Source organism: Lysinibacillus fusiformis (genome assembly GCF_016925635.1).
GTDB lineage: Bacteria > Bacillota > Bacilli > Bacillales_A > Planococcaceae > Lysinibacillus > Lysinibacillus fusiformis_F.
On the sequence record NZ_CP070490.1, the window covers coordinates 2,521,194 to 2,537,486 of the forward strand.

At 35.3% G+C, this 16,293-nt stretch carries 13 protein-coding genes; 8 read left to right on the plus strand and 5 right to left on the minus strand.

What is annotated here, in order from left to right:
• Nucleotides 1–64: 64 nt before the first annotated feature.
• The gene (locus tag JTI58_RS12275; protein ID WP_205441199.1) at nt 65–1,402 is read left to right on the plus strand and encodes an AAA-type ATPase lid domain-containing protein; all 1,338 of its coding nucleotides are present in this window, start codon (nt 65–67) and stop codon (nt 1,400–1,402) included.
• 104 nt (nt 1,403–1,506) lie between these two features.
• On the opposite strand, the gene JTI58_RS12280 is transcribed toward JTI58_RS12275, so the two are convergent.
• A complete protein-coding gene (locus tag JTI58_RS12280; RefSeq protein WP_205441201.1) occupies nt 1,507–2,481 on the minus strand; it encodes a proline dehydrogenase family protein in 975 nt (324 codons plus the stop codon).
• Nucleotides 2,482–3,070: 589 nt separating this feature from the next.
• Here JTI58_RS12280 and JTI58_RS12285 point away from each other — a divergent pair.
• Nucleotides 3,071–3,670, plus strand: coding sequence for a TetR/AcrR family transcriptional regulator (locus JTI58_RS12285; RefSeq protein ID WP_205441203.1), 600 nt, complete (start codon nt 3,071–3,073; stop codon nt 3,668–3,670).
• A 41-nt stretch (nt 3,671–3,711) separates the two neighbouring features.
• On the opposite strand, the gene JTI58_RS12290 is transcribed toward JTI58_RS12285, so the two are convergent.
• On the minus strand, nt 3,712–5,079 hold the full coding sequence (locus JTI58_RS12290; protein ID WP_205441204.1) for a S41 family peptidase: 1,368 nt from the start codon (nt 5,077–5,079) through the stop codon (nt 3,712–3,714).
• A 182-nt stretch (nt 5,080–5,261) separates the two neighbouring features.
• On the minus strand, nt 5,262–6,581 hold the full coding sequence (brnQ, locus tag JTI58_RS12295; RefSeq protein WP_205441205.1) for a branched-chain amino acid transport system II carrier protein: 1,320 nt from the start codon (nt 6,579–6,581) through the stop codon (nt 5,262–5,264).
• Nucleotides 6,582–6,831: 250 nt separating this feature from the next.
• Here brnQ and JTI58_RS12300 point away from each other — a divergent pair, with 250 nt between their 5' ends.
• Nucleotides 6,832–7,725, plus strand: a complete 894-nt coding sequence (locus tag JTI58_RS12300; RefSeq protein ID WP_205441206.1) for a C40 family peptidase — start codon at nt 6,832–6,834, stop codon at nt 7,723–7,725.
• A gap of 84 nt (nt 7,726–7,809) precedes the next feature.
• On the opposite strand, the gene JTI58_RS12305 is transcribed toward JTI58_RS12300, so the two are convergent.
• Complete coding sequence (locus JTI58_RS12305) at nt 7,810–8,709, minus strand: accessory Sec system S-layer assembly protein (RefSeq protein ID WP_036076816.1); 900 nt, start codon at nt 8,707–8,709, stop codon at nt 7,810–7,812.
• The gene (secA2, locus tag JTI58_RS12310; protein ID WP_205441207.1) at nt 8,709–11,072 is read right to left on the minus strand and encodes an accessory Sec system translocase SecA2; all 2,364 of its coding nucleotides are present in this window, start codon (nt 11,070–11,072) and stop codon (nt 8,709–8,711) included. The genes JTI58_RS12305 and secA2 overlap by 1 nt, the downstream gene beginning before the upstream one ends.
• Before the next feature lie 225 nt (nt 11,073–11,297).
• Between secA2 and JTI58_RS12315 the strand changes: the two genes are divergently transcribed.
• The 5 genes from JTI58_RS12315 to JTI58_RS12335 all read left to right on the plus strand — a co-directional run bounded on the left by JTI58_RS12315 (nt 11,298) and on the right by JTI58_RS12335 (nt 16,167).
• Nucleotides 11,298–12,365 carry a glycosyltransferase family 4 protein gene (locus tag JTI58_RS12315; RefSeq protein ID WP_004230902.1) on the plus strand — a complete coding sequence of 356 codons (1,068 nt, stop codon included), beginning with the start codon at nt 11,298–11,300 and terminating at the stop codon, nt 12,363–12,365.
• A gap of 366 nt (nt 12,366–12,731) precedes the next feature.
• Nucleotides 12,732–13,916 carry an IS256 family transposase gene (locus JTI58_RS12320; RefSeq protein WP_205441208.1) on the plus strand — a complete coding sequence of 395 codons (1,185 nt, stop codon included), beginning with the start codon at nt 12,732–12,734 and terminating at the stop codon, nt 13,914–13,916.
• Nucleotides 13,917–14,101: 185 nt separating this feature from the next.
• Complete coding sequence (locus JTI58_RS12325; RefSeq protein WP_205441209.1) at nt 14,102–14,524, plus strand: hypothetical protein; 423 nt, start codon at nt 14,102–14,104, stop codon at nt 14,522–14,524.
• A 149-nt stretch (nt 14,525–14,673) separates the two neighbouring features.
• Complete coding sequence (locus JTI58_RS12330; RefSeq protein ID WP_205441213.1) at nt 14,674–15,579, plus strand: hypothetical protein; 906 nt, start codon at nt 14,674–14,676, stop codon at nt 15,577–15,579.
• 66 nt (nt 15,580–15,645) lie between these two features.
• Complete coding sequence (locus tag JTI58_RS12335) at nt 15,646–16,167, plus strand: hypothetical protein (protein WP_205441214.1); 522 nt, start codon at nt 15,646–15,648, stop codon at nt 16,165–16,167.
• Nucleotides 16,168–16,293: the final 126 nt, after the last annotated feature.

Here is a 16,293-nt window from a genome sequence, read left to right on the forward strand (position 1 = left end):
TAATTTTTGCATCTGCTTTTCATATTGGTGTTAGAATAAGCTTAATGGAATACAGGAGGACAAGATGGATAATAATGTACTACTAAGTATTTATAAATACGTCATTGAAAAAGGCGATATGGGAATTTGCGTGGTAGACACTGAGGGCAAATTGCTTATATACAATAAAAAAATGAGAGAATTAGAAGGCGTTAATGAGGATGAATTTGAGGAGAGGCGAGCCTTAGAGATCATTGATTTTGAAATCGAAAAAAGTGATATTTATAAGGTCCTCAGCTCTGAAACGCCAGTGCACAATATAAAAAAAACGTATTGGAATAAAAAAAATCAAGAAGTGACCTATATAAGCAATATTTATCCGTTGCACTATGAAGGCTCTTTAATAGGCGCTGTGGAATTTGCCCGAGATATTACACAGCTTGAATACATGATGTATCAGCCATTAAGAAGGTATGGCGCACCATTGACATTTGACATCATCACGGCCGTATCACCAGTCATGAAGGATGTCATTGAAAAGGCAAAAATTGTGGCGCTAAGTAGAATGCCTGTTGTATTGATAGGGGAATCAGGTACTGGGATTGATATGGTTGCAGAGGGAATTCATCATGATCTAAAGGTGCAAAATGATATGTTTATTGCTTTAATTTGCCGCCGAGATGAGAAAACGGTTTTAAAGCAATTTGAAAAATATATTGTGGAAAAGGAGAAAATAACCTTCTTTGCTGAGCGCATCGAATATTTATCTCTAGAAGCACAAGAAAAGATTGTTGAACTTTTCAATAATCATCCGAATCATCAGCATGTTTTAATCGCTAGTGTTGGCAAAGATCCAATTGATCTAATTCAAAAGCACGAGCTATCCAAAAAGCTTTACCGACTTTTTTCAGGTATTACGATTTATGTGCCTCCTTTACGAGAAAGAAAAGAAGATATTATGCCTTTTATCGATGATTATTTCAAAAGGCATCGTGATAGCTTTGGCTCATCTATTCAAGGGCTTTCAGAAGAAGTACGAGATACTTTTTTAAAATATGATTGGCCTGGGAATTTAAAGGAATTAGAAGTCCTGTTGGATGAAATTACCTCATTGATCACCAATGAAACAATCGTTGAATCACATATGCTACCTGTGCATTTCAAATGGAAAATTCAAAGCTCTTGTGAGGAGACGGAAAAAGAGGTTTCTACGAGTGACTTGTTTGTTATTAAAAATCAACAGGATATTCGACCGTTAGATGTCTATATGAAAGAGGTAGAGGAGTACTATATTTCGAAGGCATTGGACTTTCATCAAGGAAATATTTCTAAAACAGCTGCTGCATTGGGGATTCGTCGACAAAGTTTACAGTATCGTGTTAAAAACTATAAGCTCAATAAAAAAAGCGAAAACATTGATTAACGATGTTTTCGCTTTTTTTGGATAGGTTCCCGAAAGTGAAGGATGGAACTATCTAACTGAAGGATAGAATTACTAAACTGATGGATAGCTCTCAGCTTGTGTAATTATTTACCTTTTTTTGAAAGGCGACCAAGAGCAAATGCTGCGGCTCCTAAGCCAATTGCCATGTTCGTTTTTTTGTTAAACACTTGTTTTGTTACAAGTGCTACGTTTTGCGGACGCTCTGCTAAACGACGCATGAAGTAACCGTACCAATCATTACCAAATGGAAGGTATGTGCAGAAGTTATAACCTTCACGTGCAAGATCTAGCTGCATTTCTTTACGGAAACCATATAGCATTTGGAATTCGAATTTTTCATTTGGAATATTGTGTTGTTTCACAAATTGTTTTACATGGTTGATCACATTATGGTCGTGTGTAGCGATTGAAGTAAATTTACCATGTAACAAATGATATTCAATTAGTTTTAAGTAATTATGGTCAATATCAGTTTTTGATTGGTATGCCACATTTTCAGGTTCTTTGTAAGCACCTTTTACAATACGTAAACGGAAGTTTTTATATTTCTCAATATTTTCCTCTGATTCGAAGAAGTAAGCTTGAATAACTGTCCCTACGTTATCATACTCTTTGTGTAATTCCTCTAATAATTCAAAAGAGCTATGTAAACGCTCGTAGTTTTCCATATCAAAATTCACGAAAACATTATATTGATGTGCAAGAGCTACGATTTCTTTTAAGTTTTCATAGCAAAATGCATAATCAATATCTAAACCTAATTGTGAAGGTTTAAGAGAGATGTGTGCATCAAGCTGTTCATCATGGATAGCTTGTACAACAGCTAAAATATTATTTTTGGCAGCAGTTGCCTCTGATTTTTCGTAGACGAACTCGCCTAGATTATCGACAGTACAAGAAATATTAGCCTTGTTTAATTCTTTAATCGATTGCACAACTTCTGGTAAACTTGTACCAGCAACAACACTTTGGGCACCCATTTTTAAACCATATTTTTGTGCAGCGCTGTTTAATAATTTGTTCTCTGATAAATAAATGAAAAAGTCACGTAATACCATCATATGCCTCCAAAAATGAAAATTTTAAATTCTTGGCGATTATAACACTTTTTTTGAAAAGTAAAATGGTTTGATTTTCAGAAAAAATTTTTTTGACAGCTAGTTAGTGAGATAAAACTATTGCAGTCATTGACTTTTTCGTAGTAAAAAAACAATTTAAAAAAATTTTTTCAAAAAAAAGGACTTTTCAAAATTATAGATTTGCTTTATGTTGATTGATATATGTCTTAATTTGGGTATATGTATGATATTGGTGTTTTAGAGAGTAGTTTTACTTAAATGGCAGGATAGTATTTAGGAATCTCAATATAGAGTTATTGTTATTTTAATATAATTTATTAACTAAAAATAGTGGATATCTTAGAAGCGATTCTTAGGTATCCACTTTTGCATTTTTCAATCTAAATATCATATTAATAGTAGTTTATAGTAAAAAAAAACAGGGTGTATTATAATGAAATGGTATATAATCAAGATTAAATTATGTACGTTTTGTGAATTTATAGTTACTTTTGATTTAGAATAGTGTGTCTATATAAGCAATACAAAAGGGAATATGACCACTCTAAACTAAGATAAGGTGGAAAGTATGGCAAGAGGCAGAAAATTTAATTCAAATGGAGAACAAAGCAAACAACTATTACTTGAAAAAGCGATAGAGCTATTTTCTGATAAAGGTTATCATCACACAAAAATTAGTGACATTGTAAAGGCTGCCAATGTAACTCAGCCTACTTTTTATCTCTATTTTAAAAGCAAGGATGCCCTTTATAACGATTTGAATGCGCAATTTCAAAGTGGATTCTTTGCGGTAATGAATAATAAGTCTACTGACATTATTGAAAACGGATTACAGGGTTTTATCACGCTATTAGAGCAAAAGTTATTGAGCTTGTTCGTTTACATAATTGAAAATCCTCAATTAACAAAAATAGGTTTTATTGAATCCGAGCAATCCCATTTGCTAAAAAATCAACTGACACAGCAATTGATCCACCTTATTTATCTACATGATTGTGACAAAGATCTACAACTGTATAGTGTAGATATAAAAATCATGATAGATAGTTTGGTAGGGTCAATAGAAAGATTAATCATAACGAATTTATTAGAAGAAAAAAGGCTACCTGCAGAACTTGCAAATGATATTGTACAATTATATTTTTGGAAAACTAAAGAAGTGATATAAAAAATCCTGTCATCGATTCTTATTATCGATGACAGGATTTTTTAATTGTTTATTCTTATATGCTGATAGTAGCCTTTTTGATCTTTGCTCCTAGGGTGAATAAGTAGCATATATTCTTGATCCGCTGATAAAGCACTCTTAGGTGTAACTGTTATTGAACGCCCTTCAATTTTAACTGTTACGGGTACTTCCTTACCTCCTAAAGCAACCAGTTGAATGTTGCTCTTGGCGATTTGTGAAGTAAGTGCTGAAGGGAATTTCACTGTGAATTTTTGCGTATCAGCAATACTTTTTACAGTAGAGAGTTGTTTATATTTAGGATACTTCTCCTTCAATGCATCATAATGTGCCTGGAAAATAGGTGCTGTTGTCGTCTGAACATTTGGTTTAACGCCTACTTCATGAATGGTATGACCCGCAGGACCCGTAAATTTACCAACTGTGAGCTTTAAATAGCTTCCATCATGTAATGTATAAAAGCCTTGCATTGCACCTTTCCCGTAGGTTGTTTCTCCGTATAAAATAGCAGCTTTTTGATCTTTTAATGAGGCAGAAAGCATTTCAGAAGCACTTGCACTATAGCGATTGACAAGAATACGCGTATTTTTTGGAAACTTAGTATCTTGTTGAACTGCTGGTATTGTATAAGAGGCTTGTGCTTCTTCTAATAAATAGGCAATTTTAGCAGATTGGAATAATCCTGTAAGTTCTTCAGCTGTTGTCACATAACCGCCACCATTGTTTTGTAAATCTAAGATGAACGATGTTGCACCAAGCTTTTTTAAGTCAATCATTGCATTTTTAACAAGCTGTGCGCCATCCTCTGAAAAAGAGGCTAATGAAATATAGCCCACATTTCCAAATAGTAGGTCAGTTTGTACATTCGGTAAAGTGAATTTTTTACGTGTAATAGTTTTCGTAGTTGTTGAACCATTACTATGCTTTAATGTAACTTCCACCTTAGTTCCTTCATTACCGATTAATAGGGAGGATGCCTCTTGTGTAGAGCGACCAATTATAGATTCGCCATTAACGCCAATGATGATATCTCCAGCCTGAACATCAGCCTCAAATGCGCCGCTTCCTTCAATTACTTGTAAAATATGAATTCCATCTTCGTGTTCTTCAATCACAACACCAATCCCTATAGTAGCTAGGTTGATGCTATTCATATAATTTTCGAATTCTTGCTTAGTGAAGTAGGTTGAGTAAGGATCAAGCATACTCATGATTTCTGAGATGGATGTAGCCTTTTCTAAGTTTCCATTAATTGTTCCAACGTAAGTATCTTTCACAATCTCCTTAATTTCCTTGATAAGCTGTTGATCATTTTCAACAGCGTGAGTCGTTGTAAAAGGGAGAAGGAAGAAGCCTAGAACAAATGCGAATGACCATATTAACTTTTTCATTGGACACCTCTTTTCTAGAACTCAAAATAGAATGTAGCATGTTATGGTATTAATTGGATGGTTACATTTTGCAATTGAGTATCTGATTTTTATTATACATGAAGCCAAAGCTATAGTGGTGGACTTATATGAGATAGAAAAAGAATCCGCTTGTCACTAGAGGATAAGCAGATTCTTGTATATTATTTTTTTATCAATTTATGAATAATAAAACCAATTACTGCACCAACAATAGCTGGTAAAAGCCACCCTAAATTTTGCTCATACATTGGCAATGCTTTCAGGATATTTTCATAAGGTGTAATTTCAACTTTCATTTGTTTTAAGCCACCATATAGACTGACAAGGAGAGTTGGAACGAGCGCTAAAATATAAACAATTTGTCCACCTTTAAAGAAATGATCTGCTAGTGATAAGACCATCAATACCATAGCTAAAGGATAAATAATTAAGAGTACAGGTAGTGACGCATTAATTATTGTTGAAAGCCCTACATTTGTAATAGCTGTACTAAAAATAGTGAAGACAATTAAAAACGTTTTGTACGAAATTTTGGGGAAGAGCTTGTGGAAAAACTGTGCATTGGCAGTTAATAAACCGACAGCTGTTGATATACAAGCTAGTAAAATAGTCGCAGACAAAATAATACTTCCAAGGCTTCCAAAGAGCACCTCAGCTGATTTTGCAATAATATTTCCTCCATTATCAGAGATACCGATTGCATTGATACTTGTGTTACCAATATGGCCTAGAGAGATATAGACAAATGATAAACCAATAGCAGCAACGACACCGGCAAAAATCGTTGTTTTTACTTGTTTTTTCGTATCTTTCATACCCATATCACGCAAGGCCTGTAAAATTACGATACCAAAAACAAGAGCACTTAGAACGTCCATTGTTAAGTAACCTTGTACAAAGCCTTCAGCTAAAGGTGACACTTTATAGTTTCCTACAGCTTCTCCTGGTTCTCCCATTGGAGAGATAAAACTTTTAACAGCAAGCAATAAAATAACAAAAAGCAGGGCAGGTGTTAAAATTTTGCCTACTCGATCGACAAGTTTCGAAGGATTAATGGATAAATAAAGAATTAAAGTGAAAAACAAAATAGATGTGATAAATAGTGGCGCCCAATGATCCCTCATAGCTTCAGAGAGGAATGGCGCAATGCCTATTTCATAGGATACAGACCCTGTTCGTGGTACAGCAAAGAACGGTCCAATCGCTAAATAGACAATTGAGGTGAAAATCACACCAAAAGCAGGGCTAACACGGTTTGCAAGCAGCTGTAAATCGCCTCCTGCTTTGGCAACTGCAACGATCGCTAGTAGTGGTAAACCAACACCTGTTATAAGGAAACCAATCATAGCTACAGTGATGTTTTCACCTGCTTGTTGGCCTAATAACGGTGGAAAAATAATATTACCAGCACCCAAGAACAAGGCAAATAGTAGTAATCCTACTGCTAAATTTCCTTTGATGAAATGCAAGATGTTCTTCATAAGTATAAAAACTCCTTTAAGATTGAAAAGCTAAAACTTTCTAAAAATTTTAAATACAGAAGTGTATGTTATCATAGGAACACTAATCTTGCAATCGAAATAGTATTTCAATATAGTCGGATTTCGTCGTATTCTATAAGTTTGCTATAATGTTTGAAAAATAGTCAGTTTTTCCGATTTTTCATGAGGTAGTTATCTAGTATGATAGACACACAAGGGAATATTCTAGCATGAACGGAGGCACTTTGGTATGCAAAAGACAAAAAAATGGAGAATTCTTGTTTTAAGTACTATAGCAACTTCATTTTTAGCACTACAAACAGCAGAAGCAGCAACATATACGGTACAAAAAGGAGATACTTTAACTAAAATCGCCCAAAATCATCAAGTTTCTATTGGGGAGATTATGAAGTGGAATAATCTATCGAAAGATACGATTTATGTAGCTCAAAAGCTTGAGATTCAAAAACAATCTACGGATGAGGGAGTAAAGCCTTCCACTCCATCAACATCTGTAAAACCAACAATTAGCTCACATACAGTAGCAAAAGGTGACACATTATCAAAAATCGCAAAGCAATATAATGTGACGATTAAGGATATAATGGATTGGAATAAGCTTGAAAAAGACACGATTTTTATTGGACAAGTGTTGAAGGTTTCTCAAGGCGCAGTGATACCCGATGGTGATACTATACATAACAATGTGACTTCAGGTACGGGCACTCCATCAAAAGTAACCGCTAAAGATCCTACAGCTAATGGACAAGCGATTTATAACAAAACAGTTGAAGTTGTCAATACATTGGTTGGAACACCCTATCTATACGGTGGTAATACACCAGTAGGTCTTGATTGCAGTGGCTTTATTTTTTATGCTTTTAATCAAGGTGGTTTAAAAATAGGAAGAGCAAGCAGTGAAGGTTATTTTTATGGCAATACAACCCATGTAGAAAATCCGGTACCTGGTGATTTAGTATTCTTCGAAAATACGTATAAAGAAGGTATTTCTCATATGGGGATTTATCTCGGTGATAATAAATTCATTCATGCGGGTACAGATGGTGTAGAAGTTTCAGATGTTACGTACTCTTACTGGTCTTCTAAATTAGTAGCTTACAAGCGTTTTGACAGTGTGAAATAAAAAGTAGCGATTTTTGCCTAGGCAAAAATCGCTTTTAATTTGAGCAAAACCCCCTTCTTCAAAAAGAGAGGGGGTTTTATTCGGTTATTGTGTTACACGTGCTGTCCAACGAGAGAGGTCAGCGTCTTTTGCATCAACAAGCTCTGCTGGGAAAATAAATGTCCAAGGCTTTGTAGAGTTTGGTTGGACTGTTAGAATTGGATTCATTTTAAATGAACCTTTTGCAATTTGTTTACCTGTTGCATCAATAATTTCTAACGGTAATTGTTCTAAATTGATTGCTTTCTTATGTCCGTTGCGGATAAAAATAGTTGCATTTAAATTACCATTGTCAGCTAACTTTGCCTGTAAACCTGTGAAGTTTACCTCTGTTTCGCCTAACTCTGGTAATGTTTTAACGATTTTTGCAAGCTCTTCTTTTTGTGCTTCTGGTAATTGTTCTTCCCATGATGGATCTAATTCTAATTGATGACCACGAAGGGAAACAAGGTTAAAGGCAATTTTCCAACCATCTTCTGGCACTTCATCTGCTTTAATTGTAGCATTTTCAAACTCAAACACCCATGGACGTGCGCTTTCTGCTGGAATTGTGCCGAGCGCTTTAAAATCGAATTTTTTAGATGCTACAAGCTCATCGTTTTTATCCAAGATGAAAAGTTCAATCTCACCTAGTTCAATTGCTTGAGATAAGGATGAACGGAAAAATGCACGAACAAGCCATTTACGAGTGAGTATGTCTTCTTCGATACTAATAGAAGATAGTGACAATTGATTTGGTTTCAATGGCTCTAGCTCATTCGCTAGGAAGTTAAAAATGTATTTTTGTTCTTGTGGCACATCCCACTCTGGATGGAATGATAATTTTGTTTCCACATCACGATTATCGCCAGTGTTTTTTGCAGTATTTCCTAATAAATCTTTTGAGTCAATTGTGTTCTCCTGAACAACTTTATCTGATTTTTTAAAGAATGAAAATAAGCCCATTATTGTGCCTCCTGTTGTGCCTCAACTGTTTTCATGAAGCCTGTAATTTCAATAATTATTGAACGACGTAATTCTTGGAAATTTTTACCGAATAATTCAAGTCCTTCACGTTGGTAAATACGCATTGGATCTTCTTGCTGATAATGACGTAAACCGATTCCTTCTTTTAAATGACTCATTGCCTCTAAATGCTTTACCCAACCACTATCGATATGGCTAAGCATGATTTGAGGAAGTACTTCCATTACTCTTTCGTTTTCAGCAAATTTTTCCATATGATTGAGTAGTTCTTGTTCAGAAGGCTGAACATCCATTAGCATTTGTTTTACTTTTCCAACTTCGCGATCAATTGTAACTGGTGTGATGAACAAGGAGTTAAGTGCGTACTCCATTTGATCATAGTCCCAATCTATAGAAGACACGTCTTCCGGTGCGGCGTCATGAACAGCAAATTCAACAGTTTCACGAAGCATTTTTTTCAGCTCACCCATCAAGTCTTCACCGGCTAAAATTTTGTCGCGTAATCCATAAAGAACCGTACGCTGATCATTAATGACATCATCTAACTTTAAGTTGTATTCACGCATGCCGTACTGTGAACCTTCAACAATACGCTGTGTACGGTCTATAAGTTCTTGCACCTCTTTATTTTGAATTATGCCATTTTCATCTACAACCATTTTTGCAGAGAATTTTTCAACTTCTTCTTTTGCGTAACGGCGGAACATATCATCTTCAATAGAGAGTATGAAGCGGCTTTCACCTATATCACCTTGACGACCTGAACGCCCACGTAGCTGATTGTCTACACGGCGGCTTTCATGCTTTTCTGTCCCAATTACATATAAACCACCAAGTTCATGGACATCATCACCTAGCATGATATCCGTACCACGACCAGCCATGTTTGTCGCTACAGTAATACGACCCTTTTGACCTGCCTGTGAAATAAGTTCGACTTCTTGTTCAACTGTTTTTGCATTAAGTAATTGGAATGTTAACTTTTCCTTTTTCAGATAGTCAGCTACAGTTTCAGACTGTAAGATTGATGTTGTCCCAATTAAAATTGGCTGTCCTTTTTCGTGACGTTTCTTCGTCTCGGCTGCAACATACTTATATTTTGCTTCCTGTGTGCTAAAAATAATATCAGGCTGATCGATACGTTGACGCGGACGGTTTGTTGGAATTTGTATAACTTCCATACCGTACACTTCGCGAATTTCCTTTTCCTGAGTTTTCGCTGTACCCGTCATCCCGGAAAGCTTCGGATACATACGGAAATAGTTTTGAATAGTGATTTGCGCCTGGGATTTATTTTCATCCGTAATGGCTACACCTTCTTTAGCTTCAATTGCTTGATGTAAGCCATCAGAAAGTGAACGACCTTCTAGAATACGACCTGTAAACATATCAACAAGCTCAATTTTGTCCTCTTTCACAATGTAATCAACATCGCGTTTAAACATAACATGTGCACGCACAGCTTGGATTACATAATGGAAAAGAGTTTGATGTTCTAAGTCATACAGATTGTCTACATTGAAGGCTGCCTCAACTTTTTCAATACCTTTATCTGTAAGAGAAGTAGCCTTTGTTTCATCATCGAAATCATAATCTTCGTCTGCTTTAAAACGTTTCGCTAACATAGCAGCAATACGATGTAATTCATCGTTAGAAGGCATTTTACCTGCGATAATTAACGGTGTTTTCGCTTCATCGATTAATACACTATCCACTTCATCGATAATAGCGAAGTGATAAGGACGTTGCACTTTATCTGCTAAGCTATAAGCCATATTGTCACGTAAATAGTCGAAGCCAAACTCAGTACCCACACCGTACGTAATATCTGCATTATAGGCTTCTTTCTTTTCAGCCGGTTCCATCATCGGTACATTTAAACCAACAGTTAAGCCAAGGAAACGATGGATTTGGCCAACTAGCTCATAGTCTCGTTTCGCCAGGTAATCATTTACTGTGATGACGTGAACACCTTTGCCTTCTAATGCACGCACATAAGAGGGAAGGGAAGCAACAAGTGTTTTACCTTCACCTGTAGGCATTTCAGCAATATTACCTTCAGTTAATACCAGACCACCGATAAGTTGTACATCAAAATGACGCATTCCTAATACACGCTTTGAGGCTTCGCGTACAACAGCAAATGCGTCCGGGATAATTGATGTAATAGGCTCACCTTGTTCTAATTGATCTTTGAAAATAAAAGTCATTTCTCGTAATTCAGCATCTGACTTGTTAACATATTTTTCTTCAAGATTGTTAATTTGATCTACTATTTTGTAGTAGCGTTTTAATTGACGAGCACTAGTTTGCTCTTTGTTGCTTTTGAAAATTGAGAACATGAAATATACGCTCCTTTAATGTTGTCTACATGCTAGACACTCCATTATTCTATCAAATTTTGCGAATGGTGACTACAATTGACTATATAGGAATCTATTAATGCTAAAATGTACAAAATATTTGTGAAATCGTGGAAAATGTTTAGAAAAAGTATATTTCAATGCTTGTTCATGCTATAATCAATTTGGATTTCAATGTAGATTATTTATTTGAGGAGGAGAGACATGCTTTACGTGTCTTTAATAGCAGCATTCGTTGCATCCATTTTGTTAACTCCATTAGTGAAACGTTTAGCGTTTAGAATAGGTGCAGTTGACGCACCAAACTATCGAAAAGTACATGCTCGAATTATGCCAAGACTTGGCGGTTTGGCCATTTTCCTTGCCTTTATAATTGGCGTGACGATTTTATATTCTTTTTTAGTCCATACGAAACATGGTAGTAACGAAGCTTTATTAGCTATCATTATTGGTGCTTGTATAATCGTGATCACGGGTGTTATTGATGATATGCGTGAGATTTCTGCTAAAGCAAAAATGCTTGGTCAGCTAGTTGCTGCCCTGATTGTTGTTTTTGTAGGCGGTATTGAAATTGAAATGGTAAATCTACCGTTCTTAGGTACATTAGACTTTGGTTTACTTAGTATTCCATTAACGATTATTTGGATTATCGGTATTACAAATGCCATTAATTTAATTGATGGCTTAGATGGTTTAGCTGCAGGTGTCTCTACAATTGCACTTATTACATTAGCTGTCATGGCGTTTATTATGAGTAATGTGTTTGTTTTAGCGTTAGCAGCCATTTTAGCTGTAGCTTCACTTGGTTTCTTATTTTATAATTTCCACCCAGCAAAAATCTTTATGGGTGATACAGGGGCATTGTTCCTTGGATTTATGATTTCTGTGTTAGCGTTACTTGGTTTTAAAAATATTACATTTGTAGCTTTAATCATCCCAATTATTATTCTTGGTGTTCCGATCTCTGATACGTTCTTTGCGATTGTTCGTCGTGTTCGCATGAAGAAGAAATGGTCTGATCCAGATAAATCACACTTACACCATCGTTTACTCGATATGGGCTTTACACATCGACAAACAGTCTTAATCATTTACGGAATTGCAGTGATGTTTGGATTAGCAGCTATCATTTTCTCTATGGCAAAGGTTTGGGGAGCTATTTTACTTGTAGCGGTCATCCTAACAGCTATTGAAATCTTTGTAGAGGTTATCGGATTGGCTGGTAAAAACTATAAACCATTATTGAATTTTGTACGGATTTTTAGTAAATAATAGACAAAAGGAGGTGTCTCAAAAACATTTGAGATACCTCCTTTTATTTGTAGGCAAATAAAAAAGAGCAGTGGTGTTCTATTTAGTATACATATTAAAAGTCAGAACAGCCGATGATAAAGTTGGAGTTACATAAAAGGGCGAGCTGAGAAATGGATAGCTTTAAATAGTTTCTGTCTTTATATTTACTATATAATTAATAAATAACTATATTTACTATATTTAACTAATATAATAAATTTGCAATACCATTAATCGATGAGAGTATAAAATATTTTGTGTAAATGAATAAGACGACAAAAAAGGAAGACCTTTTCTTGGTAGAATTAAGTCACCACAACCAATCCTAGAAAAGAGGTCTTCCCTATGAATCAGTTTACAACAGAAATTGTCGATGCACTAGTCAAAAAACAAGATATTACAGAGGTTTTTCGCTCACATTTAGAAACAGCGGTCAATACACTGCTGGCGACAGAACTGACAGCCTTTTTAGATTATGAAAAATATGATCGAATCGGCTTCAACTCTGGCAATTCACGCAATGGTTCGTATTCACGGACGTTACATACAGAATACGGTGATTTAAACATCCAGATTCCACGCGACCGTAACGGTGAGTTCGAGCAACAGACCGTCGCACCCTATAAACGTTCAAATGACACGTTAGAATCAACCGTTATGCACCTCTTCCAAAAAGGGATTACGATGTCAGAAATTGCCGGTTTAATTGAAAAAATGTATGGCCATCATTACACGCCACAGACGATTTCCAACATGACAAAAGTGGTCACAGAACAGGTAGAAGCCTTTAATAAACGTCCCTTAAATGCACGCTATGTCTGCGTTTATCTAGACGCGACCTATATTCCTGTTCGTCGTGATACGGTATCCAAAGAAGCTGTTTATATCGCTGTTGGTATTCGCGAGGACGGCTCAAAAGAAGTACTTGCCTATTCGATTGCACCAACTGAATCCGCGTACAACTGGCAGGAACTTCTCACAGAACTCAAGGAACGTGGTGTCGAAGAAATTCTTCTGTTTATTTCTGATGGCTTAAAAGGCATGGTGGATGCAATTACTACGGACTTCCCGAAAGCACAGTACCAAACTTGTCTAGTACACCTGGCACGCAATATCTCGCACAAGGTCCGTGTAGAAGATCGTCAAGAAATCTGTGATGATTTTAAAACAATTTACAAGGCGGCAAATAAAGAAGCAGGACAACTCGCGCTAAATGATTTCTGTTCGAAATGGCGAAAAGCCTATCCTAAAGTTGTGAAATCTTTGCATGACAATGCCTATCTCCTAACGTTTTATGGCTTTCCGCAAGCGATTTGGCGTAGTATTTATAGCACCAATCTAATTGAGTCATTTAATAAAAAAATCAAGAAATATACAAAACGCAAAGAGCAATTTCCAAATGAAGAATCACTTGAACGTTTCCTTGTTTCACAATTTGAAGATTACAACCAAAACTTTGCGACACGTTGTCATATCGGTTTCAATCAGGCACGTGCAGCACTTGAAGCGATGTTTGAGCTACAAGAATAAGCAGGAGGGACACGCAGCGCGAAATTTTGTTTTTTGGGAAGGGTTAACCCTTCCCAAAAAACAAAATCATTCCTTCGAACAAGTCTATTTAAAAATCAAAAGTGATGATCTATAAGAAAAGGTTGGATTGTCATTTACACAAAAATATTGACAGTCCCTAATCGATTGTGGAGTGTGTAAATATTATGACTGCTTTATTTATTTTCAATTTATTCAAGAAAAAATATGAAGATGAAAAATCTGGATTTTATGAATTTGTTCATTCGAGAAATTTCGTTGAGATACTTGAGCCTTTAACACATTTTAAAGTCCCAGCAAATCATCCACTTGTTAATACAAATGACAATGAAAGTAAATGCTTATTAATTTTGATGTTTTTACTGAAGGATTATTGCGATACAACAAATGAAAATGGTTTTGCGGAACAATTAAAACTTTTAATTATAGCATTGCAGGAAAATGAAATAGCAATAGATGACCTGAAGAATGAAATATACTTTATGTTAGCTGATGGTGAAATCTGCACAAGTGAAGTATGGGCAAATGCTGACATTTACTTAAAAAAAGTGCTGAATCTAAATAATTTTAAGGTGAATATAAAAGAATAGCCTATTTTACAGGTTGTTCATCGGAAGAATGGCAAATTATTTTACTTATGCCGTTCTTTTTTATTTTTTGTGACAATATGTCCGGAAAAGTTGTCCAAGACAGGTATATTAAATTGAAATATTATAAGTGTAAGTAAGGAGGAATGGAAATGAAAACGACCGAAGAACAAACAGGGACCATCCAAGCGCACTTTCACAAGATACGACGTAATATTACTGTTTTACAAAAAAAAGGAGATTTTAAAGAGGCTTCACTAGATCGATTAGGAAAATTCATGCTTGTAATCGACAGTATCCCTTTCAACGAAAACAAGCCTGTGCCATTGGCTCCAAATGATGTGAAATTAATAAAGGACAAAGTAGAAGATAGGTCTGAGGCTTTTAGAAAGGAATTATACAGATTGGTTAGTGGAACGCGGAAGAAGGTTCTGCCATTTTCGCCTAAGGACATAAAGCGGCTGACTGAACATGCCAACCTGATTAAACTAATTCCATGTTCAATTCGTATGATTGCTGACATTCTAGACTTCGAAATACAAGTTAGTGATGAATTAGAGTTAAATGTTCAAAAATTAATAAAAATGCTAGAAGATTACAACCCACGAAAATATATAGCGCAGGAGGTAAATAAAATGTCAACAAACGATTTAATCTCTATTCAAACACATGATGATATTGCAGAGCAATTACATTCAAGTACACCAGATGAAATACGTCGTTATTTTAATTTCCAGGCTGTTTATAATCACTTTAACATGATGAACATAATTAAAGGCGATAGCTCAGCCATAGCATTTACCTATAACGATGAAGGTTTTGAGGTAGATATGTGTCTTTATTTTATTAAACAGCCATTTTCAAACGGTGATGTCATGCAAATTGGTTTGCTAGATTACAATTCTAGTAGAGAAGAATATGAGCTAGTTTTTCTTGAAAAACCTCTTTTAACTACGGAGGTATCAATGTATATTCAAGATTTACTAAATGAAAAGGCCATTGAGTATATTTATCCAGATGAAGTTGAGAAATTAAATGGTTTATTAAACGCTTTATAAATGTTATTTGATATGTATTTTTCCTGTATTGACCAAACAAAACAATAACAAAGGACAGGTGTAAAAATGATTGAAATTAATAAGGATTATAATAAAACGTTAATGATCATCTACATGGCTACAGTTTTAGCAAAGGAATCCTACACAATTGAAGAAATTGCAGAGGTTTTTGAATCAGATACCCACGAATGGTTTAAGCATAATCAAGAACCTCTTTCAACTAACCTACACGCTTTTTTAAGCATCAGATTTAAAATGGCTCAAAATATTAGCGAGGATATGGACTATGTTACTCGTTTCAAAAATGAAAATAATAAATGGGAGTATCGTATTAATATCAAAGATACGCAAATCCAAGCAAAGTGTATAAAAGTAGTGTCGAAAATGCTAGAAAAGTTAGATCTTTCTTATGAACTTGATCAAGATAATCAAGTTATTGAAAGAAATTATTTGAACGATGAGGGCTTGTATATATCTGCACCTAAAATTTTCGCCTTATGTGAATGGCTAGAAGCGGCAACAGGTAGCTTACTAGAATCTGCTTTAACATTTGAACAAGCTATACAGCTGAAGGTAGTCAAATACTAACATAACTTTTGAGGGAGAGGAATGCTATTATTCTCTCCTTTATTAGATATTATTTACACTGTGAAGGTTTGAGATGTAAGCAGCCGTTGTACATGAATTGCAAAAACTATTGGTAGGGCACAACTA

Excerpts from the sequence above, each read along its gene's own strand:
- JTI58_RS12275 (WP_205441199.1), top strand. The coding sequence starts at position 65 with ATGGATAATAATGTACTACTAAGTATTTATAAATACGTCATTGAAAAA.
- JTI58_RS12280 (WP_205441201.1), bottom strand. The coding sequence starts at position 2,481 with ATGGTATTACGTGACTTTTTCATTTATTTATCAGAGAACAAATTATTA.
- JTI58_RS12285 (WP_205441203.1), top strand. The coding sequence starts at position 3,071 with ATGGCAAGAGGCAGAAAATTTAATTCAAATGGAGAACAAAGCAAACAA.
- JTI58_RS12290 (WP_205441204.1), bottom strand. The coding sequence starts at position 5,079 with ATGAAAAAGTTAATATGGTCATTCGCATTTGTTCTAGGCTTCTTCCTT.
- brnQ (WP_205441205.1), bottom strand. The coding sequence starts at position 6,581 with ATGAAGAACATCTTGCATTTCATCAAAGGAAATTTAGCAGTAGGATTA.
- JTI58_RS12300 (WP_205441206.1), top strand. The coding sequence starts at position 6,832 with ATGCAAAAGACAAAAAAATGGAGAATTCTTGTTTTAAGTACTATAGCA.
- JTI58_RS12305 (WP_036076816.1), bottom strand. The coding sequence starts at position 8,709 with ATGGGCTTATTTTCATTCTTTAAAAAATCAGATAAAGTTGTTCAGGAG.
- secA2 (WP_205441207.1), bottom strand. The coding sequence starts at position 11,072 with ATGTTCTCAATTTTCAAAAGCAACAAAGAGCAAACTAGTGCTCGTCAA.
- JTI58_RS12315 (WP_004230902.1), top strand. The coding sequence starts at position 11,298 with ATGCTTTACGTGTCTTTAATAGCAGCATTCGTTGCATCCATTTTGTTA.
- JTI58_RS12320 (WP_205441208.1), top strand. The coding sequence starts at position 12,732 with ATGAATCAGTTTACAACAGAAATTGTCGATGCACTAGTCAAAAAACAA.
- JTI58_RS12325 (WP_205441209.1), top strand. The coding sequence starts at position 14,102 with ATGACTGCTTTATTTATTTTCAATTTATTCAAGAAAAAATATGAAGAT.
- JTI58_RS12330 (WP_205441213.1), top strand. The coding sequence starts at position 14,674 with ATGAAAACGACCGAAGAACAAACAGGGACCATCCAAGCGCACTTTCAC.
- JTI58_RS12335 (WP_205441214.1), top strand. The coding sequence starts at position 15,646 with ATGATTGAAATTAATAAGGATTATAATAAAACGTTAATGATCATCTAC.